The sequence below is a fragment of the Hyphobacterium sp. CCMP332 genome (assembly GCA_014323545.1).
GTDB lineage: Bacteria > Bacteroidota > Bacteroidia > Cytophagales > CCMP332 > CCMP332.
The window spans coordinates 740,935-763,207 of the sequence record CP058647.1 but is presented as its reverse complement, the minus strand read 5'-3'; the positions used below and the strand labels follow the sequence as shown (position 1 = coordinate 763,207).

Below are 22,273 nucleotides of genomic sequence, written 5' to 3'. Positions count from 1 at the left end.
AGCCGGTTTTTAAAATCCGGCTTTTTTTATGTTCAAAAAGAATTTCAAACTTTCGTTTTGTTGAAAAATAATTAATGAATAGCTCATATAATGCTATAAATACATATATTCAGGTGTTTAAAATGTATTTGTATAAAGAGAAGACTATGACTATAGCTATACTTAAAAAATCTTCATTCCTCCTTTTTATCCTATTTCTCTTTATTTCAGTCTCTTCCACCGCACAAACAACAGTAACAGGACAGATCAAGGATGCTGAAAATAATGATGAATTAATAGGAGTGAATGTTTATGTAAAAGGAACCGTAACAGGAACAATAACCAATTCCAAAGGAGAATTTGAATTGAAAACCAATACTCCCAGACCATTCACCCTGGTAATATCTAGTGTTGGTTATAATAAAAGGGAAATTGAAATAACAGAAGATAATCAAAATGTCGAGGTTGCTTTAGAAACTCAATCTTTACTGGGGCAGGAAGTAGTAGTTTCCGCTTCAAGAGTTGAAGAAAGTATTCTTGAATCCCCGGTTTCTATTGAAAAGATGGATATTTTGGCCATACAAAATACTCCAGCGGATAATTATTATAAGGGTATTGCAAATTTAAAAGGCGTTGATGTTGCTACTTCCTCTATTAATTTTCAAATCATAAATACTAGAGGATTTGGCAGTACGGGAAATACGCGATTTGTACAATTGACCGACGGTATGGATACTCAGGCGCCCGCATTAAATTTTCCCATCGGAAATCTAAATGGACCTTCCGAATTGGATGTTGAAAGCGTGGAATTAATTCCTGGTGCAGCATCAGCACTTTATGGTCCCAATGCATTTAATGGTATAATGTTGGTCAACTCCAAAAATGCATTTGATTATCAGGGTTTAAGCGCTTTTGTAAAATCAGGTTTTAATCATGTTGGTGCAGATGCTGACCAGAATACTGCTCCTATATACGAAGGTTCTTTGCGATATGCCAAAGCATTTGGAAATCGTGTTGCATTTAAAGTAAATGCCTCATATCAGCGTGCTGATGACTGGCATGGAACAGATTTAACTGACCGATTTCCTGAAAGAAGAGGTCAATTGGGCATAACAAACCCGGGAGCGGACCGATTACATACCATGGGCGATGAAGCAGGGATTAATCTTGCAATATTTAATTTGAGCACTGACTGGCAGACGCTCGCAAGAACGAAAACATTTGGTATTAATGAGGCCGGGGATGATATATTAGCTGCTTCAGATTACGCAAGAGACCTTCCAAGTCAGGTAGTAACGGCTAAGGCATGGCAAGAGGAATATTTGGTCGATTACTCTGCTGAAAATATAAAATTTAATGGTGGTCTATATTATCGTATCACTGAGGGTTTGGAGGCAAGCTATCAATATAATTATGGCGCAGGTACTAGTATATATACTGGGGCACAAAGATATTCTTTAAAGAATTTCAATATTCAGCAACACCAGTTAAAATTAAAAGGTGAAAACTTTTTTATTCGGGGATATACTACCATAGAGCAATCGGGTGATTCATACATAGCAGAATTTCTTGCAAAACGTATGAACGATATTGCGATGCAGAGAATATATAATAACTCTGAGAATGATGTTTCGAGATATTTAGCGGATTATGGAGTAGAATATCTGAGATCTTTGTATGATCAGGGACTTGAACCAGGAGAATTCGGAAGTTTATCGGATCAGAATAAAATCAGAACTCAGGAGATTGCGCATTTAGCAGCGCGTTCTCATATGGATTCTCTTTATACTTCAATTGGACTTGTACCTGGTACAGAAGGATTTAATGAAATTAAGGATGAAGCAGGGAAAGGAATTGTTCCTGAAGGCCCCAAGTTCAATGATAATAGTAGAATGGATCACGTTGAGGGGCAATATGACTTTACTAAGCAGGTTCCTTTTTTGGATGGATTACAAGTAGGAGGAAATTACCGTCAATTTGTATTAAGATCTAATGGAACAATTTTTCCTGATAAAGAAAGCCCTATTACCATTAATGAATTTGGAGGTTACGTGCAGGCATCGAAATATTTACTTGATGAAAAACTGAAATTGACCAGTTCACTTCGATATGATAAAAACCAAAACTTTGACGGACAGTATAGCCCAAGAATATCGGGAGTATTTAAAATTAAAGAAATTCATAATATTCGTGCTTCATTTCAAACAGGATTTAGAATTCCTACCACTCAGGGGCAGTATATTGATTTGAGTATCATTTCGGCCAGATTATTGGGTGGATTACCTGAAACAGCCGAACGATATAGAATCACTGAAAACGCTTATACTATTTCTTCAGTAAACAGATATTCACAGGCTGTTTTTGACGCCGGAGCAACTACCGCTGCTGCCAATGATCCTTCAAACATTGCTCTTCTGCAACCGTTCGATAATTTCGAGCCGGTAAAACCGGAAAGGGTTAGATCATTTGAAGTTGGTTATAAAAGTTTGATTGATAATAAGTTGTTAATTGATTTTGCGGTTTACTATAATATTTATCTTGATTTCATAACTCAGGTACAGCTTAGAAAAGTCAGTCTTAATTCGGACGGAACAGAAAACTATGCTTCTTTGGTGAATGGTGAAGCTTTAACTATACAGCCGGATGGTACGCTTACCGGAAATACCGCACAGATTTATACCAATATTGATGATCAGGTAACAACACAAGGTGCGGCGATTGGTATTCAATATGTATTGCCTAAAAATTACACTATTGGGGGTAATTATAGTTACAATAGTCTTAATGAGGATTTGAATGCTCAGGGATTTCTTGCAGAATACAATACGCCTGAACACAAAACTAATTTAAGCTTTGGTAACAGAGAGGTAATAAAAAATATTGGCTTTTCTATTACTTATAGATGGCAGGATGCATTTTTATGGCAATCATCTTTTGCCGTAGGAGAAGTTCCAGCATATTCTACTTTGGATGCTCAGGTGTCCTACAAAATGAAAGAGCTAAAAACAATACTTAAAATAGGGGCTTCGAACGCTCTAAACAACCGTTATATACAAAGTAAGGGGGGTCCAAATATTGGAGGGTTGTATTACATTTCTCTCACTTTTGATGAATTGATGAACTAAGATTTTAATATTAGGACACAAAAAAAGGGAGTCACATGACTCCCTTTTCTTTTTCTAAACTGTTTCTAAAAAATTACTGAATTATACCTCCAATTGCGTGAATAACACCATTAGAAATATTATCAGTAATATCCGGAGACACTACAGGGATGGAAGCAGAATCTAGACCCACAAATACTCCATTAGAATTAACAGCAATATTCAGAGTATCGCCACCTAAAGTTGGTATCATCATTCCATCTGACAAACTTGAACTAAGATTCAAACCATTTACAACATGATTCAAAAGTATAGCTCTGGCTGTAGCAGCATTAAAAGATGTAGGATCGATATTCCCACCTTCAAATACTAAATTAGGAGGACCAAATACAGTGTAGTTTGCTGTGCTGTCAACTGCGCCAGAAAGAACTCCTGCTATTGGAGCTTGTCCCGAAGGTACATCTGAATCTGCAATATTAACTAGCGTTGCAAGATCAGAGAAATCCGCACTTAAAAGTACTGTACCTGCCAAAGTACCCAAAATAGGAGTCAATGTTGCACCAACTGAAGGTGGAATCATTACTGATTCAACAATGTGAATTACACCATTTGAAGCCTGAATATCGGCAGTAATAACAGTAATAGCATCATTTGTAGAACCTGTAAGAAGCGTTCCATCCTGATTTACCATAATTACCTGATTGGTTCCCGTTGCAGGATCATCGAATAAAGTAGCCATATCCGGACCAAGATCACCAGAAGAAATTTGCTGACCTGGTACAACATGATAACTCAACACTCCTTTAATGATATCAGGATTGATAACATCAAAAGTAGTTGGGAAACCCGGAGTCGCTAATAAGTTAACGAATGCCTGATTGTCAGGTGCAAATACAGTATATGTAGCACTGGTATCACTAAGCGCTGCTACCAAATCAGGGAAAGCACTTAATTGTGCAAATAATGAATCGAGTCCAGCAGTTTCACCCGCTAATTCTGCAATTGTCTTACTTGGAGTCTGTGGTGGAGGAGTTGAATCCTCATCGTCATCTCCACAACTTGTAAAAAATACCACAGAGGCACTTAATAATATGGCCATAAGGTATTTGCTGTAATTAAATAGTCCTGTTTTTTTCATAATTGATTATTTGATTTATTTATCCAAAGTTAAACAAAGAAACATATACATGGTTTTGAATTTTTTGAAATGTATACGAAAAATGCATATATATGCCTCCAAGAGTGAAATACAGCCAAATCTAAAAATACCCTAAATTCAATTCCGGATTGTATTTCAATAATTTTGAACCAAATGACACTATGAGTGTTCAAATTAGGTATGAAGGTAGCTATATATAGAAAGGAAAGGTTTAACGCCGCGCATCGCTTATACAACCCGGACTGGTCCGATGAGATGAATGACAGGGTATTTGGGAAATGTAATAACCCCAATTATCACGGTCATAATTATACCCTCATTGTGAAGCTGAGGGGTGAAGTTGATCCAAAAACGGGCTATGTCTACGATATGAAAAAATTAAGCGATATTATCAAAGAGAATATTATTCGTAAATTTGATCATAAGAATTTGAATCTTGATACGGAAGAGTTTGGGAATTTAAACCCAACGGCAGAAAATATTGCTGTAGTTAGCTACAATATACTTAGGGAAATTATCGAACCTGAACTTGAACTAAGCATCAGACTTTATGAAACAGAGAAAAATTTTGTTGAATACCCAAGCAATTAACCAGGCAGTTGAGGAATCAGGTGAGGACCATGTTGTTTCATCATTCGAGACTCCACTAAGGCCCGATGCTTTTGAACTCAGTGATGATGAGAAAATAAGAATCATTGAAAAACATTTTCGTGCTATTATGGAAACGCTCGGTTTGGATCTTACCGACGATAGCTTACAAGGCAGTCCAAGACGAGTGGCTAAAATGTATGTAAAGGAAGTTTTCAGTGGGTTAAATCCCGACAACATGCCGCATGCCCGCTTATTTGAAAACAAATACAAATACGATCAAATGCTTGTTGAAAAAGAAATCACTTTCTATTCGCATTGCGAGCATCATTTTGTGCCCATATACGGAAAGGCCCATGTGGCTTATATCTCGACCGGCAAAGTAATCGGTTTGTCAAAAATTAACAGAATTGTTCAGTACTATGCCAAAAGACCCCAGGTTCAGGAAAGACTTACGGTTCAGGTGGCGGAAGAACTTAAAAAAGCACTGGATACCGAACATGTTGGTGTGGTAATGGATGCCACGCATTTGTGTGTAGCCTCAAGAGGTGTTGGCGATACGAACTCAAAAACAGGGACAGCCCATTTTTCCGGTAAATTTTTGAACGAAAATGTTAAAAAAGAGTTTTTAAATTATATCAATAGTTAATTTAAGCTTAATCCATAAATTGAAAGCCTTGTTTCTTACGGAACAGGGCTTTTTTCATTTGATCTCCATAGCTTTTTGTTAATTTGCTGCTCAAATAAATCCTTATGAGATCAGCTGCATTTATTCTATTCGTTCTTTTTAGTTTAAATCTCCAGGCCCAAACTTCTGAATTGATACTTTCAGAAATCATGAAAGGTGAAGAATTTGTAGGAACACTTCCCGATGAAGTGATATGGTCTGAGCAGAGCGATGGCTTTTATTTTAAATGGAGGGAGTCAGATCCGGGCATTAATCCTTATTATAACTATGATATAGAAGTGAATGCCATTACCGAGATGGATCCGCTTGAGGCGTTAATGGAAATTCCCTCTTCCGGAGATTACAATAATTCCAGAACCTTAAAGGTATACGCTAAAAGTGGGGATATTTTTCTGAATAATATTGCTGAAAACAAAATTGAACAATTAACACAAACCAATGTCTCTGAAAGCAATCCCCGATTTGTAATGAATGATGCTTATATCGTGTATGAATCGGGGAATAATCTTTTTCTAAGAGCACTATCCGGAGGAAATATCAAACAGATCACAGATTTCAAATCCGGGACGAAAAAGGAGAAAAAAGACACAGAACAGGAAAAATGGCTAAAGAAAGATCAGGTTCGACTTTTTGATATCATGAAGAAAAGAGAAGAGGAGAGAAAAAATAAAGAGGAGAGAAGACGAATATTAAAAGACCTAAAACCAAAAACCATTTATTACGGCGAAATGAATATTTCTTCGATGACACTCAGTGAAGATGGGAACTACGTTTATTATCAATTGCAGTCAAAAGTTAACAATGAAAATACCAACAACCTAGATTATGTTGCCGATAATGGTTATGCAAAAATTCTGGAGGACCGGCCAAAAGTAGGGCAGGAATTGGAAACCGAGGAGTTATGGGTCTATCAAATTGAAAATGATACCATGTTACAGTTTGATACCAAAGCCATTCCCGGGATATTCGAAAAACCTGCATTTTATTCGATTTACGATAAAGAGAGTGCTTCAAAACCATTCGAGAACCCAAGAAAAATATTGATCCATGGACCGGATGTAGCGGAAAATGGCAATGCTGTGGTTGAGATTAAAGCCCAGGACAATAAAGATCGTTGGTTGATGTATTTAAATCCTGAAGTTGCAAGCTGGAAGATGATCGAAAGACAGCATGATGATAAATGGGTTGGTGGCCCCGGCATTACCGGCTGGAATATGGTACCCGGAAATAAAGGCTGGATGCCTGATGAAGAGCATTACTGGTTTCATTCGGAAGAAAGCGGCTATTCACACCTATATACTGTGCATATTAAATCAGGGAAAAAGAGAGCTTTGAGCAAAGGCGATTTTGAAGTCCATGATGCATTTCTGTCAAAGGATAAAACACATTTTTATTTAGTCAGCAATGAAAAAGATCCCGGAGAGAGGCATTTGTATAAAATGGATCTTGAGGGCAAAGAAAGAACACAGCTTAGTTCAGGAGAAGGGCATCATGAACTGTTCCTGTCGCCCGATGAAAAATACATTGTAAGTCGATATTCCACTTATAACAAACCCTGGGAACTGTATTTAATGGAAAACAAGCCTAGGGCAGAAATGAAACAAATCACAGAATCAACAAAATCTGAATTTAATGACTATTCATGGAAAGTCCCGGAGTTGATTTATTTCAAAGCCTCTGATGGGGAAAAAGTAAGGGCCAGATTGTACAAACCCGAAAATTCTATTAAAAACAATGCCGCGGTTATTTTTGTCCATGGTGCCGGATATCTCCAGAATGCCCACAAATGGTGGAGTTCCTATTATCGTGAATACATGTTCCATAATTTATTAGTGGATATGGGATACACGGTATTAGATATTGATTATCGTGCTTCCGAAGGATATGGCAGGGACTGGCGCACTGACATTTACCGTCATATGGGTGGCAAGGATTTGAGTGATCAGGTAGACGGTGCCAAATACCTGGTGGATGAATTGGGTATTGACAAAAACAAAATAGGGATTTACGGAGGCTCTTATGGGGGATTTATTACGCTTATGGCCTTGTTTAATGTTCCGGAATCTTTTGCTTGTGGTGCTGCGATTCGATCTGTTAGCGACTGGGCCCATTATAATCATCCCTATACCTCCAATATTCTCAACACGCCTGTTGAGGATTCCATGGCCTATATGAAATCATCACCAATCTATTTTGCAGAAGGACTTGAAGATCCATTATTAATGTTGCATGGTGTGGTGGATACTAATGTACAATACCAGGATATCATCCGTTTAGCCCAGAAACTCATTGAATTGGGTAAAAAGGACTGGGAATTGGCATCCTATCCTATAGAACCCCATGGTTTTAAAGAAGCCAGCTCATGGACCGATGAGTATGGTCGAATTTTGAAATTGTTTGAGCAGAATTTAAGGTAAGATTCCAACTTTTACATCGGGGTCTTCAAAGAATTTCTCTGATCACAATTAGAAAAGCCTCTTCGCCAGGTTCTCTTGGTGTATGGATAAGTTTAAATTCAGAACTTTAGAAAATAGAGGAACTTTGTAAATTTAGATGTGAAAAAAAATCAAATCAGGGTAATGACGCATGAAGAGGCTGAGAAAGAAGACCAGGAATGGTTTATGGCTCTTTCGCCAACTGAAAAAATTCGCGAAGTGCAAAGGCTCAGAATTCTAAACCACGGCAAAGATTCCTTGAAACCCATCAAAAAGGTCATTACAATCATTTCAATTGAGGATTAATGGATTTATTCGTAAAAGAGTTTATCTATATACTTCATGAATTATTAAATAACAAGGTAAAATTTGTGCTACTCGGAGGGCTCGCTGTAAATTTATATGGTTATAGAAGGGCTACGAGTGATATGGATATTCTTTTCGAAGCATCGGAAGACAATTCAAAAAGACTGATCAATAGCCTTGAAAAAATGGGATATGATACTTCCTCAATTGCTTCAGGAGAACTGCAAAAAAAAATTAATTTCAGACTAGGTGAACCTGGTTTATCGGTTGATTTTATGAATGCAACAAAAGGCATTGACTACGATGAGGTATTTCAAAATGCAAAAATTTTTGAAATTGAAAATTTAAAAGTACCCGTAATACACATTAATCATCTGATAGAAAATAAAATTGCTTTAAATACATTTAAAGATCTTGATGATGCTGAAAAACTCAAGGAGATCAGATTTAACCTGAAATAGTTATCTATAACCAGTGGGCTTCAAAGAAGCCAGTTCATGGACCGATGAATACCGTAGGATTTTAAAATTATTTGAGGAGAATTTGAAGTAAATATTACTAAGGCCTAAATTCTTCCAAAGCATCAACCAATCTTTCAAAAAGCTCTTTTGAATGCGTCGGAAAATTGGCGATTCTGATATGCGTTTCCGAATGTTTGCCATAGCCATTCCCTATTTGAATGCCTGATTTTAACAAATGGTCAATAATCACATCGGATTTAAGTCCCAGACATTCTGCGACAATGGTTGTTTTGGATTGTAAGACTTTGTCTTGCACAAAAGGTTTTAATAAAGGACTGTCATCAAAGGCATTATAGGTCAATGCCGCTTTATAGCTTGTTTCAGAACGAATCATGTCAATTCCTCTTCGATTCATATCCTCACAAACTTTTCCCAGCAGATAAATACCTAAGACATTCGGCGTTTCGGGTGTTTGATATTGCTCTGCTGCTTCTAACCATTTTAGAACATTGCGATGAGGGGAAACATTGGCCTCGCTTTTAATTTTGGATTTTCGAATAATCCATACTCCCAAACCCGCAGGCAGTCCAAAGCCCTTTTGAACGGAAAAATAAACCGAATCCCAATTTTGCCAATCGGCTGAATAAAAGGGGAGGCCGGATACCATGTCCACCGCTAAAAATACATCAGAATTTCTTTTTCGGATTTCATTTATGACTTCTGTCGGCGTGGCAATTCCAAGACTGGTTTCATTTTGAGCTATGCCTATGAAGTCGCAATCTGCGAGCGATGTATAACGATCAAAATCCCAATTTTTTTCGGTCCAGAAATACGTTTCTGCTTTGAATCCCAGCGCTTCGGCCGTTTTGAAATATTTATCTGAAAATGCCCCATTGATAAAGAACCCCGGTCTTTTAGGATTTATATTTTGTAATGATCTTTCCCAAATCTCTGTTGCCGATCCGGCAAAAAGCACTGCAAATTCCTCCGGAATCGATAACAATTTCCTAAGATTTTTTTCGGTTTCTTTATATATACTTTTGAATTCATCACTTCGGTGGCTAATACTGCCAATACCACTGAGCAAGGCCGATCTTATATGATCCTCCACTGTGAAATAAAGTTCCGATGGCCCCGGTGTTAAAAATTGCGGCTGCATTAGTATAAAACTCGTACCCGGATGGTGTGTTCGATTTGTTTCAATGCTTTGAGTAGGTTTTTATCATAAAACCGGTCCACATCTGTAATGACATAGCCAATACGCTCATTGGTTTTTAAATACTGCCCTACAATATTGGCATCGTGCTCGGCCAAAACATTATTAATGCTCGCCAAAATACCACTGGTATTTTTATGAATATGAATCAAACGATGCGCATTTTGTAATTGCGGCAACTGTATATTGGGAAAATTGACCGCACCGGAGGTATTGCCCGTATTGACAAAAGACATGATCTTTTCGGGTACAAAACTCGCAATATTCACCTGGGCTTCTTCAGTGCTTCCACCTACATGTGGAGTGAGAATGGTATTGGCCAAACCTCTCAAAGGTGATTTAAATTCCTCTTCATTATTTTTGGGTTCTTCACGGAATACATCCATTCCGGCACCTTTAACCTTTCCTGATTCTATGGCTTTCCTTAAAGCTTTAGGATCCACGACATGTCCACGACTCAAATTGACCAAAACGGCTCCATCTTTCATCATTTTAAATTCATTTTCAGATAAAAGATTATCATTTCCGGGCCGGCCATCTACATGTATCGAAATTATATCAGAAGATCTTAATAATTCTTCAAGCGAAGCGCAGGGCGTGGCATTGCCTAGGGCTAGTTTATCTTCCAAGTCATAATAGAATACATTCAAACCCATGGACTCTGCCAAAACAGAAAGCTGTGAACCGATATTGCCATATCCAATAATTCCGAGTTTTTTACCGCGGATCTCATTGCTTCCCACCGCAGATTTATTCCATTTGCCGGAATGCATCTGTGAGAATTTGTCGGGAATATTCCTCATTAACATGATAATCTCCGCAATGGCCAATTCCACCACCGACCTTGTATTGCTGTAAGGGGCATTAAAAACAGCAACCCCTTTATCCATGCATGAAGGCAGATCAATTTGATTGGTACCAATGCAAAAGGCGCCTATGGATAAAAGTTTATTGGCATTTTCAAGTACTTTGGCAGTGACATTGGTTTTGGAACGAATACAGAGTATGGACACATTTTTGATTTTTTCACTCAATTCATCCTCATCCAGAGCGCTTGAAAATCTTTCGAGCTCATAACCTTCTTCAGAAAACAACTCCGTGGCTTTGGAATGTATATTTTCAAGCACCAAAACCTTGATCCTGTTTTTGGGATAGGAAATCGCCATGGTCAATTTATTCTTGTATAGAAATTCATCGAGCGATGGTGCTATATGATCGGCTTCGCTGACCACGGAATCTCGTTTTACATTTTCAGTAAAGGCATAGAATTTCTTAGCGATGCCTTTTTGTTTTATTTCATAATCGGTGAATCCATCGCCAATTACAAATATTTCACCATTCAGTTTTAATGATTGAAGCTGTTTCACTTTGCCATCGTTGTCCGAAAGGACATTGTCGGTATCCACACCCGTAATATTTCCATTTTCATCGTACTCAAAGGAATTGGCATAGACATTTTGGGGAAGCACGCCCAATTCAGTTACTACGGGAACAACAAAATCCTTAAAGCCATTGGATATGATCAAAATGTTTGAGGTGTGTTCTGAGAAAAACTGCTCATTTCTTCTAAATGATTTTGAGATTTTCTTTTTTAAAAGCTCTACCAGTTCCTGAAGATGATTTTTATTGGCTTTAAGAAGTTCGATTCTTTTAATCAACGATTCCCGAACCGTCAGCTTGCCTTCCATGCCCAAATCAGTTAGCCTGACAATTTCTTTTTTTATGGAATCTTTTTCAGGATGGCTTTTGAGAGATATATCCGCAAGAATATCCATGGCCTCTACTTGGGTAAAAGTGCTGTCAAAATCGATTACATAATAGGCTCGGTCTTCCATGTGGCAAATTTAGGGCAAGAGTAAAGAAGAATCACCATAGCTCAAAAAACGATAATTATTTCTCAAGGCATGCTCATATACTTCTTGCCATTTTTCTCCGATTAATGCGGCGATCAATAATATTAGCGTGGTACCGGGCTGATGAAAATTGGTAATTATTCCATTGCAAACCTGAAATTGATAACCCGGGACTATAAAAATTGAAGTATCACCAGAAAATTCTTCAATTCCTTTTTGACCCATCCAGTTGATGATATTTTGCATCGCTTTTTTTAATTCTATTTCCGCTTTCAATTGATAGGGCAGCTCTTTTTTACATTCGAATAAATCAAAGTGTTTATGTTCAAGCGCTTGTCCAAACCAGTAAAGGGATTCCAGGCTTCGCATTGCCGTGGTACCTACAGGAATAATGGGGCCTTGGTGGCTTAAGATTGACTCCAGGTTTTTTCGATTTATTTGGATTAATTCAGAATGCATGTCATGCCCGGCTGCATTTTCACTTTTAATCGGACTAAAAGTGCCTGCACCCACGTGAAGTGTTAACTCATCCATTTTGATTCCGGCACTTTTGAGATTTTCAATCACATGGTCGGTAAAATGTAAACCGGCTGTAGGCGCTGCTACGGCGCCATTAATTTTAGCATAAACCGTTTGATACGATTCTTTGTCTTCTTCTTTTTCAGCTCTTTGAATATAAGGTGGAAGGGGCGTATGACCTAATGCCTCCAATACAGAAGCAAAGCTTAAGTCGCCCGACCAGGAAAATTCTACCAAATTGCTTTCTCTTTCTATCAAACGGGCCTGAAGCTTATATTTTTTAGAATCCAATTGAAACTCCAGCTTTAAAAACTCCTGATCCTTCCATTTTTTTTTGTTGCCAATTATTGCATTCCACGTGCAGGATTTTTTTTGATTTAAACAAATAAGAGGGTCTCTGGATGGAAAATGAGCCTTATCGAGAAGTATTTCTATTCTTGCTCCACTTTCTCTTAAAAAATGCATGCGAGCCGGAATTACTTTTGTGTTGTTAAAAAACAAAAGGGAATTATCGGGAAGAAATTGATTCAGATCTTTAAAAATGGCATCTGAAATTTTTCCATTGCGATAAACAAGAAGATGGGATGCATCGCGTTCAGACAATGGGGATTCTGCAATTTTATCCTGGGGAAGATGGTATAAAAAGTCTTTTGGATTTATTTTGGGGAAGGCCATAATATTATCTGGCAAATTAAACCCGATGTAAGAAATAAAGGAAGTATTTTTTGCTCATTTGCATTAAAAAATGATTCTTTATTTTTAAATCCTATAAAATTAATTTTTCTATGGCCGAAGAAGCAAAAAAGAAAACATCAGGAGGTAGGAAAATTGCAGTCATTGCTGCAATTGTGGCACTTTTATTAATCAATGCCATTCAGTTGTATCTAAGGTATTCGGAAAAAAATGCTTACGAGCAGGAAATTGATTCAAACAGGGAAGAAATTGCTAAGGCAATGAATTCTCTTGATAGCGTAGAATTCGAATTAAAACAAAGACTTGCAACAATTGAAGAGCTCGGTGGTGAGAAAGATAGTCTCGTTGCTGCATTGGCTGAAATTTCTGATTTAAAAGAAAAGGCCGAGAAAAATGCAAAATATTGGTATGGCCAAAAGAAAAAACTGGATGATAAATTGGAAGGATTTAAGATTTTACTTGCCAATAAGGATAAGGAAATAGAGAAATTACAAGCTCAGAATGAAATCCTCTTATCTGAAAATCAGGGTTTGAAGCAGGAAAAAATGTCTTTAAGCGAAAATATTTCCGATCTGGAGGGAACCAAAAAGCAATTGGAGCAAAAGGTGAATATCGCTTCAAAATTAAAGGCTGAAAATATTGAAATTAGGTCTATCGACCGTCGCGGAAATATAAGTAAGGATAAAAGAGGTTCCGATCTTAAAGCCAGCAAACTGGAGAAATTGCGTGTGAGATTTAATATAGCTGAAAACAAAGTGGCCAAAGTGGAAACTAAGATTGTATATCTTCAGGTTATAGAACCGGATGGTACTATTTTATATGATCTGGCCAATGGGGGAGGTACCTTTATAATGAATGGAAAGGAAAGATTTTTCACCTTAAAACAGGATTTTCTCTTTGATAATAGAAAGCCACAGATTGAATTTTTATATATAAAGGGCAGCGATTGGGCAGAAGGACAGTACAAAGTTGAATTGTATTGCGAAGAAGTGCTGATTGGAGAAGCCCCCTTCCTTGTTAAATAGATAAAAGATGGATGCTGTTGAAATTATTCTTTATGTAGTGATTATGATCATTTGGGTGATCATTCAGAATTCGCGCAAGAAGAAATTAAAAGCCCAAAAAGAAGCTCAAAAAAATGCATCCGAGGCTCAAATGGAACAATATGAGGAGGTCCTTGATGAGCCCAAAACAAATGATCGCTCACTAATCGATGAAATTATTCGGGAATTAAAAAATGAAGATGAGCTTGTTGAGGATCGACCTGAGGAGCAGTTTGGTTATAATCCTGAAGTGAAAAAGGATTTTAGTCAAAAAGTAAATAAAACACTCTCCGAATACGACAAACGTCTCTCAGAAATACAATCAAAAAAGAAAGAAAAAGAAATAGAGCGTTTTGAGCATTACAAAATTGAAAAACGCAATGAAATAGAGGAGGAAGAAACTGAAAATGAGTATGCTTCCTTGATTTTTGAAGACCCTGACAGCCCCAGAAAAGCCATTATCCTTTCTGAAATTCTAAACAGAAAACATTTTTAGTTCAACCCAAGATCAGAACTTATCTTTTCAATTTTATCTTTTAATTCCTGCTCTTTTCTGGAATAATTTGATTTGTTATCCAATCGGGTGTTTACACTAAAATAGAATTTGATTTTTGGTTCAGTTCCGGATGGCCGCGCAGATATTTTACTTCCGTCTAGCGTAATGAACTGAAGAACATTTGAGCTTTCAAAATTCATTTTATTCTGCTCTCCGCTTATTAAATTTTTACTTAGGCCTGACTTATAATCCTTCATTTCTATTACTTCGCTTCCTCCCAAACTTTTTGGAGGATTATTTCTGTAGTTTTCCATCATCGAAGCGATTTCTTCTGCACCTTCTTTGCCTTTCTTTGTAATAGAAATTAAATTCTCCTTGTAGAAGCCAAATTTCACATACATATCAATCATCATGTCGTAGAGTGAAATGCCACTATCTTTAGCCCAGGCGGTCATTTCCGAAATCAAAAGGCAGCTGGCAACAGCGTCCTTGTCTCTCACGGCATCGCCAATCAGATAACCATAGCTTTCTTCTCCTCCGGCAATGAATTGTTCTTTTCCCTCTAGACCTTTGATCAAAGAAGCGATATATTTAAAACCGGTCAGTGTTTCATAATGATTGACATTATAGGCATTGGCAATTTTTATTATTAGATCTGTGGTTACAATGGTTTTGCAAATGAATTCATTCCCCTTGTATTTGTTCATTCGCTTCCAGGCTTCCAATAAATAATAGATTAAAAGACTGCCTGTCTGATTTCCATTGAGTAAAACAAATTGACCCTGATCATTTTTAACACCAATGCCCACACGGTCAGCATCGGGGTCAGTGGCCATGATCAAATCAGCATCCCAGTCTTTAGCCGCTTCAAGTGCAAGGCTCATGGCTTCTTTTTCTTCCGGATTCGGATAGATCACCGTTGGAAAATTCCCATCGGGTTTGGCTTGACTCTTTAGAATTCTTACATTTTTGAATCCCGCCTTTTCAAGGGCAGGGCCAACAGATCTAACACCCGTTCCATGTATCGGTGAAAAAAGTATTTTTAAATCCGACTGCCGCTTTATTAGTTCGGGGTCAACAACAAGACCCATAAGATGATCCAAATATTTATTATCTATGTTTTGTCCTATCGATTCAACCAAATCATTATTTCTTTGCCATTTCACATCATCAAATGACTGAATGGATTGAACTTCCCGAATTATATTTTTATCATGCGGAGCGATGACCTGCCCGCCGTCATCCCAATAAGCCTTATAGCCATTGTATTCCTTGGGATTATGAGAAGCGGTAAGTACAACACCGCTTTTGCATTTCAATTCGCGAATCGCAAAAGACAATTCAGGCGTGGGTCGTAAACTTTCAAACAGATAAACTTTTATTCCATTGGCCGAAAATATATCCGATACAATATCCGCAAATACATCGCTATTATTTCTACTGTCGTAAGCAATTGCAACACTTATGTCCTCATTGGGAAAAGATTTCAATAGATAATTTGCCAGGCCTTGTGTGGCCATTCCTACGGTGTACTTATTCATTCGGTTTGAACCAACCCCCATTATACCTCTGAGTCCTCCGGTGCCAAATTCCAAATCCTTATAAAAACATTCGGTCAGTTCTTTTACATCATTTTTAATAATCAAATCACGCAAATTGCTTTTATGAGCCTCGTCAATTGAAGAATTCATCCATTTTTCAATTTTGGATTTTACTTGCAGATCAAGATTTTCAGGTAGTTTCATTTCGGGTATGATTAATGCGGGATGTATATTAATTATAACATGGCAAATTAAAGAATTTAAGATAGCAATTAGGATATAATATTTGCCTTATATTCCGTTAATCAAAATGTAAAATAAATTGTTATTATTTGAAACTAATTGCTTGAAGAATAAGTACAATCTTATAATAATTGCATAAAATTAAGTCTATGGACATATCCAAATTAAATGATGACCTTACAAAAATTGTAGAACTCCGAAATATGGTGAGCGAATCCGGTTTGGAAAACAATCTGATGAAGAAAACTGAATCCGAATTAAGGAAAAGCGAATCACAGTTTTTAAAGCAATACGGGATTTATCTAGAAGAGGTATTGAAAGATGTCCATGATGAAATCTGTCCGGATGACAATGTGTTAAGTCCAATTGATTATTTAGCCAAAAAATACATAGATACCGGAAATAAGCGCGATGGCAGAAAAGTATATGAGGTGGAAAATGATCAGGGTGTGACGGTTGGGGTTGACGATTATCCAAATAAAGACACCAAATTGGTCATTCTGCCGAATCCAGTAAGAATCATGCTAATTGTTGATCGCAGAGATAGAGAAGAATTGTGGCGAGCTAATCTTAATTAGTCTTGTAACCGGTCTTATCTTTTACTCTTTTGATGACTTCCCGGGCTACCAGTCTGGCTTTTTCAGCTCCCTGCTGTAATTTCATTTCCAGCATTGCTTTGTCTTTCATAAATTCATCAAATTTTTCTCTTTCCGATTTATAATTATCAATTATGAATCCGAGAAGGTCTTTTTTAGCATGCCCATATCCATAATTGCCTGCTTCCAATTTAGATTTCATTGTATTGGCATCCGTTTCAGAAGCAATTAATTTGAACAATTGATAAACCAGACAATTCTCGGCATCCTTGGGTTCTTCCAATGGAGTACTATCCGTTACTATCGACATAATTTGTTTCTTAAGTGCTTTTTCCGCCAGAAAAATGTCAATATAATTATTATAGGATTTACTCATTTTCCTTCCATCTGTTCCGGGAACGAGCATAGTGTCTTTTGATATCATTGCTTCAGGAATAACAAATACTTCAGAATCGTATACTCTGTTAAAAGCTGAGGCTATATCCCTGCACATTTCAAGATGTTGCTTTTGATCTTTTCCTACGGGTACAAAATCCGCATCGTATAAAATTATATCCGCGGTCATAAGTACCGGGTATGTGAATAAGCCTGCATTGACATCATGGAGATTATTCGATTTATCTTTAAAAGAATGCGCATTGGCAAGCATGGGGTAGGGAGTAAAACAGGATAAAATCCATGTCAGCTCCGCAACTTCATGAATATCAGATTGTCTGTAAAATACATTTTTGTCTGTGTCAAAACCAAAGGCCAACCAGGAAGCAGCTACGGCATGAACATATTCTTCTCTTAGTCCGGCATCTTTTATAGTAGTTAATGAATGTAAATCCGCGATAAAAAAATAGGCGTCGTTATTCACCTCTTCTGCCATTTTAATACCCGGTTTTATTGCACCTAAAATATTTCCCAAATGGGGCCTTCCCGTACTTTGAATTCCTGTTAGGATTCTTGCCATTGATCTTTTTTTCCAGCAAAGCTATAAAATGAAAGTTTTGGATTTAATTTTTGTTAGTATTTAAATAAAAGAAAAGCTGTCTAACTTTGGGTCATGAATATTTCAAAAAGGATTTTTACTCTATTTATTTCAGTTTTAAGCTTTTTATCTCTTCAACTTGCTGCGCAGTCAGTACCAAAATTTGAATCGCTGATTTATAATTTTGGAAATGTAGAGGAAGACAAAGGAATGGTTAGCCATGAATTTGTATTTATTAACAAAGGCCCAAATATCCTTCAAATAGATACAGTTGAACCTGAATGTGGTTGCACTAGCTCTAAGTGGAGCAAAGACAGCATTGAAGTCGATGAATCGGGGACGGTTCTGGCCAACTTTAATCCCAAAGGTTTGTCGGGAAATTTTCAAAAAGAAATATTGGTAAAATTTAAAGGATTGAGTAACCCCAGTCGTTTGAGACTTATTGGAAATGTGGTACCCGGTATTAGTGATCCAAAAGCTTATTACAAAAAGAAAATAGGGGGCACCAGATTCAGGTCGAATTATTTTAATATAGGTCCGGTTCAAAGCGATAGCAGCGTAGAAAGAACTTTTGATGTTTATAATGATACCGACACTGTGCTGACTTTTCTCGACAAAATTAATCACCCTTCACATATCAAAGTGAGTATTGAACCCATGAAATTAAATCCAGGTCAGACCGGAAAAATCAGGGTATTATTTGACAGCAAAGCATTAAATAAGCTGGGTTTTACTTCGGATTTATTGACAATTGCAACAGATGAATTAAATCGAAATGCAATTAAGTATCTCAATATCTCGGCTAATGTGCTATACGCATTCCCGGAAATGACCGAATTAGAAAAAAAGAATGCAGCCAATATTAAATTCGAATCCTTACAACACGATTTTGGCAAATTGATCGAAGGAGAAATTGTAGAAAAAAAATTCAAATTCACTAATACAGGCAAGGACAATCTGGAAATTTTACAAACCTCTGCAAGTTGTGGATGTACTGCGGGCGTGGCAGATAAAGACCTGTATCAACCTGGGGAAAGCGGAGAAATAAAGGTCACTTTCAATTCAAGAAACAGAAATGGATTCCAAAACAAATTTATCACCGTGTACAGCAATTCACCTTTGAACCCTGTTGTACAATTAAAGATCACAGCACAGGTAGAAAAAAATGTACCTGAAGGGGAATAATTATTTAAATGCCTGAATTCCTGTTATTTCTTTGCCCAAAATAAGCAAATGGATATCATGAGTGCCTTCATAGGTTACTACCGATTCGAGGTTCATCATGTGTCTCATAATTGAATACTCACCGGTAATGCCCATTCCTCCTAGCATTTGTCTTGCTTCTCTGCCAATATTCAATGCAACTTCAACGGAATTTCTTTTGGCCATGGAAATTTGAGCCGTACTTGCTTTTCCTTCATTTTTCAATTGGCCAAGCCGATAATTCAGCAATTGAGCTTTAGTAATTTCTGTGAGCATTTCAGCTAATTTCTTTTGTTGCAATTGAAACGAAGCAATGGGTTTGTCAAATTGAATTCTCTCTATGGCATATCTTTTGGCTGTATCATAACAATCCATGGCTGCACCAATCGCTCCCCATGCAATTCCATATCGCGCGCTGTCCAAACATTGCATTGGCCCCTTCAATCCGGAAACGCCGGGCAATAAATTTTCCTTTGGTACTTTTACATTGTCAAAGACCAATTCACCTGTTGTACTAGCTCTAAGTGACCATTTGCCATGCGTTTCAGGTGTAGAGAATCCTTCCATTCCTCTTTCAACGATCAGACCGTGAATTCTGCCTTCTTCATTTTTAGCCCAAACAACTGCTATGTCAGCATAAGGGGAATTTGAAATCCACATTTTAGCACCGTTTAATAGATAGTGATCGCCCATGTCTTTAAAATTGGTGACCATTCCGCTTGGATTCGATCCATGATCCGGTTCTGTAAGTCCAAAACAACCTAAAAATTCGCCTGAAGCGAGCTTGGGGAGAAATTTTTTCTTTTGCTCTTCGGAGCCAAATGCATATATCGGATACATTACCAATGATCCCTGAACCGAAGCTGTAGATCGCATACCGGAATCGCCTCTTTCAATTTCCTGCATAATAAGACCATAAGAAATATAGTCGAGACCGCCACCGCCGTATTCTTCTGGAATGGTAGGACCAAATGCACCCACATCGCCAAACTTTGGAACTATGTCATGAGGGAAGATGGCCTTCTGGGCACAATCCTCAATAATTGGCATAATTTCTTTTTTAACGAAATCTCTTACCGAGCTGCGAATGAGCTTATGCTCCTCAGTTAATAAATCGTCAAGTTGGTAAAAATCAGGTGATTCAAATGGATCCTGATGATTTTCTTTTGCCTGTATCTGGACACCGTTTTTTGAAGGGATATACATAGGTTTGCTTTTTGTATTTTTGGAATTACAAAGTTAATGAAATGCGGCGAAGCAGCATGCGAAAGAATAAAAAACGATAAAATATCAAAGCCTTAACAAATTATTTTATTTCAATAATGAATTTTCTGCCAAAACATCTTGGGCTGATTGTTTTATTGTTTTTATCAGTGGAATCAACGGCGCAATTAAAAGAGGTTCGCGTAATGTTTGATTCCCTTGATCAGCAGGTAAAAGAAAAATATTTCGTCAGAGAGGATAATCCACTGATTCTAGATGGACCTTATACTTCATTTTATTTGAATGGGAATGTAAAATCCAAAGGACAGTATCAAAATAATTTACCGACAGGGAAATGGTATTATTATTTTGAAAATGCGAAACTTAAAATGGAATCTGAGATTTCTGAAAATGAAGGCGGCTATTGGAAATATTACTTTGAAAACGGAAATATCAGTCAGGAAGGCGTATTAAAAGATGGAAAGAAAACCGGCCTCTGGCAATTTTATTATGAATCCGGACAGCTAAAAAGCAAAGGCTATTACAAAGAGGATAAAAGAGAGGGAAACTGGAATATTTATTATGAAGACAACACACTCAAAGCCCAGGCAATTTATGAGGGTGACATCGCATGGTATAGAGAGTTTTATCCAAGCGGCGAACTTAAAATGGAAGGTAAAATTAGTTCGGGTAAAAGTGATAGCACCTGGACGCACTATTATAAAAACGGAAATCTAAAGGCAGTTGGTGAAGAAAAAAATGGCTTAAAAGAAGGAAAATGGGTGTATTATCATGAATCTGGTGAAAAAGAGAGCGAGGGAACTTATGAACATGGCCAGAAAAATGGTAAATGGAAATATTACTATTCCGATGGGGCTCTCAATGCTGAAGGAAAATTAATTGCTGATCAAAAAGAAGGTTATTGGAAATTATTTTACAATAGTGGAGCATCACTTGCCGAAGGTATTTACGATGATGGTAGCGGGAAATACACCGAATATTACGAAAGTGGAAAAGTCAAAGTAAAGGGTTTTGTTAAAGAAGGGGTAAATGACTCTTCGTGGACTTTCTTTTACGAGGATGGTTCAATAGAAGGTCAGTGCAATTATGAGCAAGGAGAAGGAGAATACACGGGTTTTTATAAAAATGGCAAGCCCAAAATGAAGGGGAAATTAAAAAATGGTGCTAAAACCGGTGTTTGGCAACTCTATGATGAAAAGGGTAAACTGGCCGGCTTATACAAAACCTATTATGACAAAGAAGAACCGGTCGTTGTTGAACCCAAAGATCCGGTAGTAAAAAAAGAACCAAAAAAAGAACCCGAGAGCAGCAAACCCTCCTATAATTTCAAACAACGAAGGAGGATCAGCTATTTTCAAGCACGGATCAATGAATATAGAAGTTTTATTTTAAGCTCAAATCCCCTACAAACACTCTTTGGGAGTTTTCCGGTGGCTTTGGAATATTATTATCAGGAGCGGTTGGGTTACGAATTGAAAGTGGCCTTAATCAGAAATCCATTTTATATCGCCAACAGGCAGGTTGCGACTGATGTGCCTTATGAGCGCGGTTTTTATATCGATTTACGCCAAAAGTTCTATTTTGAAAAAAATATTTATGGACTGCTTTATTTCGGCCATGAAATTCGATACACTCGAAGTACATATGGCGCCAATCTATCTGATCCTGTACTTAACCGTTTCTTTAAACCATCATTAAACGAAGATTTGGTTGAATACAGTATAGTATTTGGTGACAGAGTAATGGAAAGTCATGCCAATAAAGGATTTACTTTGGACGTTTGGGGCGGATTGGGAGTAGGATATCGAAGCATTTCCAGGAACTGGACAAATATTCCGGCTGTTTCAAATGCTTATAGAGATGTAAATCAAGATCCCATAAGTATTCCAATTCGAATTGGAATTACCGTGGGTTATGTTTTCAAATACAATCCATCACCATTGTACAATTAAT

The 22,273-nt window shown here is 37.3% G+C and carries 18 protein-coding genes; 11 read left to right on the top strand and 7 right to left on the bottom strand.

What is annotated here, in order from left to right:
- The first annotated feature begins 146 nt into the window (after positions 1–146).
- Entirely contained in the window at positions 147–3,104 is a 2,958-nt protein-coding gene (locus HZR84_03315) for a carboxypeptidase-like regulatory domain-containing protein (protein QNL23174.1), read from the top strand.
- A 73-nt stretch (positions 3,105–3,177) separates the two neighbouring features.
- Here HZR84_03315 and HZR84_03310 read toward each other — a convergent pair whose 3' ends face one another.
- Positions 3,178–4,221, bottom strand: coding sequence for a fasciclin domain-containing protein (locus HZR84_03310; protein QNL21007.1), 1,044 nt, complete (start codon positions 4,219–4,221; stop codon positions 3,178–3,180).
- A gap of 201 nt (positions 4,222–4,422) precedes the next feature.
- Between HZR84_03310 and HZR84_03305 the strand changes: the two genes are divergently transcribed.
- From HZR84_03305 to HZR84_03285, 5 genes are all read left to right on the top strand, one after another.
- Positions 4,423–4,833 carry a 6-carboxytetrahydropterin synthase gene (locus HZR84_03305; GenBank protein QNL21006.1) on the top strand — a complete coding sequence of 137 codons (411 nt, stop codon included), beginning with the start codon at positions 4,423–4,425 and terminating at the stop codon, positions 4,831–4,833.
- Entirely contained in the window at positions 4,793–5,479 is a 687-nt protein-coding gene (gene folE, locus HZR84_03300; GenBank protein ID QNL21005.1) for a GTP cyclohydrolase I FolE, read from the top strand. The genes HZR84_03305 and folE overlap by 41 nt, the downstream gene beginning before the upstream one ends.
- 188 nt (positions 5,480–5,667) lie before the next feature.
- Positions 5,668–7,935: a S9 family peptidase gene (locus HZR84_03295; GenBank protein QNL23173.1), complete on the top strand. Its 2,268-nt coding sequence runs from the start codon at positions 5,668–5,670 to the stop codon at positions 7,933–7,935.
- Between the two features lie 138 nt (positions 7,936–8,073).
- Entirely contained in the window at positions 8,074–8,259 is a 186-nt protein-coding gene (locus tag HZR84_03290; GenBank protein ID QNL21004.1) for a hypothetical protein, read from the top strand.
- Complete coding sequence (locus HZR84_03285) at positions 8,259–8,720, top strand: nucleotidyltransferase (protein QNL21003.1); 462 nt, start codon at positions 8,259–8,261, stop codon at positions 8,718–8,720. Before HZR84_03290 ends, HZR84_03285 begins: the two co-directional genes overlap by 1 nt.
- Positions 8,721–8,817: 97 nt before the next feature.
- On the opposite strand, the gene HZR84_03280 is transcribed toward HZR84_03285, so the two are convergent.
- Genes HZR84_03280 through HZR84_03270 form a run of 3 tightly spaced genes read right to left on the bottom strand, consistent with a single transcriptional unit; the run spans position 8,818 to position 12,983 of the window.
- Positions 8,818–9,879, bottom strand: coding sequence for an aminotransferase class V-fold PLP-dependent enzyme (locus HZR84_03280; GenBank protein QNL21002.1), 1,062 nt, complete (start codon positions 9,877–9,879; stop codon positions 8,818–8,820).
- Positions 9,879–11,771, bottom strand: a complete 1,893-nt coding sequence (gene serA, locus HZR84_03275) for a phosphoglycerate dehydrogenase (protein ID QNL21001.1) — start codon at positions 11,769–11,771, stop codon at positions 9,879–9,881. The genes HZR84_03280 and serA overlap by 1 nt, the downstream gene beginning before the upstream one ends.
- 9 nt (positions 11,772–11,780) lie before the next feature.
- Complete coding sequence (locus HZR84_03270; protein ID QNL21000.1) at positions 11,781–12,983, bottom strand: S-adenosylmethionine:tRNA ribosyltransferase-isomerase; 1,203 nt, start codon at positions 12,981–12,983, stop codon at positions 11,781–11,783.
- Positions 12,984–13,093: 110 nt separating this feature from the next.
- Between HZR84_03270 and HZR84_03265 the strand changes: the two genes are divergently transcribed.
- On the top strand, positions 13,094–14,026 hold the full coding sequence (locus HZR84_03265; protein QNL20999.1) for a chromosome segregation protein SMC: 933 nt from the start codon (positions 13,094–13,096) through the stop codon (positions 14,024–14,026).
- Between the two features lie 7 nt (positions 14,027–14,033).
- The gene (locus HZR84_03260) at positions 14,034–14,540 is read left to right on the top strand and encodes a hypothetical protein (protein ID QNL20998.1); all 507 of its coding nucleotides are present in this window, start codon (positions 14,034–14,036) and stop codon (positions 14,538–14,540) included.
- On the opposite strand, the gene HZR84_03255 is transcribed toward HZR84_03260, so the two are convergent.
- Positions 14,537–16,285 (bottom strand): phospho-sugar mutase, encoded by a 1,749-nt coding sequence (locus HZR84_03255; protein ID QNL20997.1) that lies wholly within the window; start codon positions 16,283–16,285, stop codon positions 14,537–14,539. The genes HZR84_03260 and HZR84_03255 overlap by 4 nt on opposite strands.
- A gap of 188 nt (positions 16,286–16,473) precedes the next feature.
- On the opposite strand from HZR84_03255, the gene HZR84_03250 reads away from it, so the two are divergent.
- Complete coding sequence (locus tag HZR84_03250) at positions 16,474–16,902, top strand: hypothetical protein (protein ID QNL20996.1); 429 nt, start codon at positions 16,474–16,476, stop codon at positions 16,900–16,902.
- On the opposite strand, the gene trpS is transcribed toward HZR84_03250, so the two are convergent.
- Positions 16,895–17,875, bottom strand: a complete 981-nt coding sequence (gene trpS / locus HZR84_03245) for a tryptophan--tRNA ligase (GenBank protein ID QNL20995.1) — start codon at positions 17,873–17,875, stop codon at positions 16,895–16,897. The two genes, HZR84_03250 and trpS, sit on opposite strands and share 8 nt — an antisense overlap.
- Positions 17,876–17,968: 93 nt before the next feature.
- Here trpS and HZR84_03240 point away from each other — a divergent pair, with 93 nt between their 5' ends.
- The gene (locus tag HZR84_03240; GenBank protein ID QNL20994.1) at positions 17,969–19,078 is read left to right on the top strand and encodes a DUF1573 domain-containing protein; all 1,110 of its coding nucleotides are present in this window, start codon (positions 17,969–17,971) and stop codon (positions 19,076–19,078) included.
- On the opposite strand, the gene HZR84_03235 is transcribed toward HZR84_03240, so the two are convergent.
- The gene (locus HZR84_03235; GenBank protein QNL20993.1) at positions 19,079–20,302 is read right to left on the bottom strand and encodes an acyl-CoA dehydrogenase family protein; all 1,224 of its coding nucleotides are present in this window, start codon (positions 20,300–20,302) and stop codon (positions 19,079–19,081) included.
- Between the two features lie 116 nt (positions 20,303–20,418).
- Between HZR84_03235 and HZR84_03230 the strand changes: the two genes are divergently transcribed.
- A complete protein-coding gene (locus HZR84_03230) occupies positions 20,419–22,272 on the top strand; it encodes a toxin-antitoxin system YwqK family antitoxin (GenBank protein ID QNL20992.1) in 1,854 nt (617 codons plus the stop codon).
- The last annotated feature ends 1 nt before the right edge of the window (position 22,273 follow it).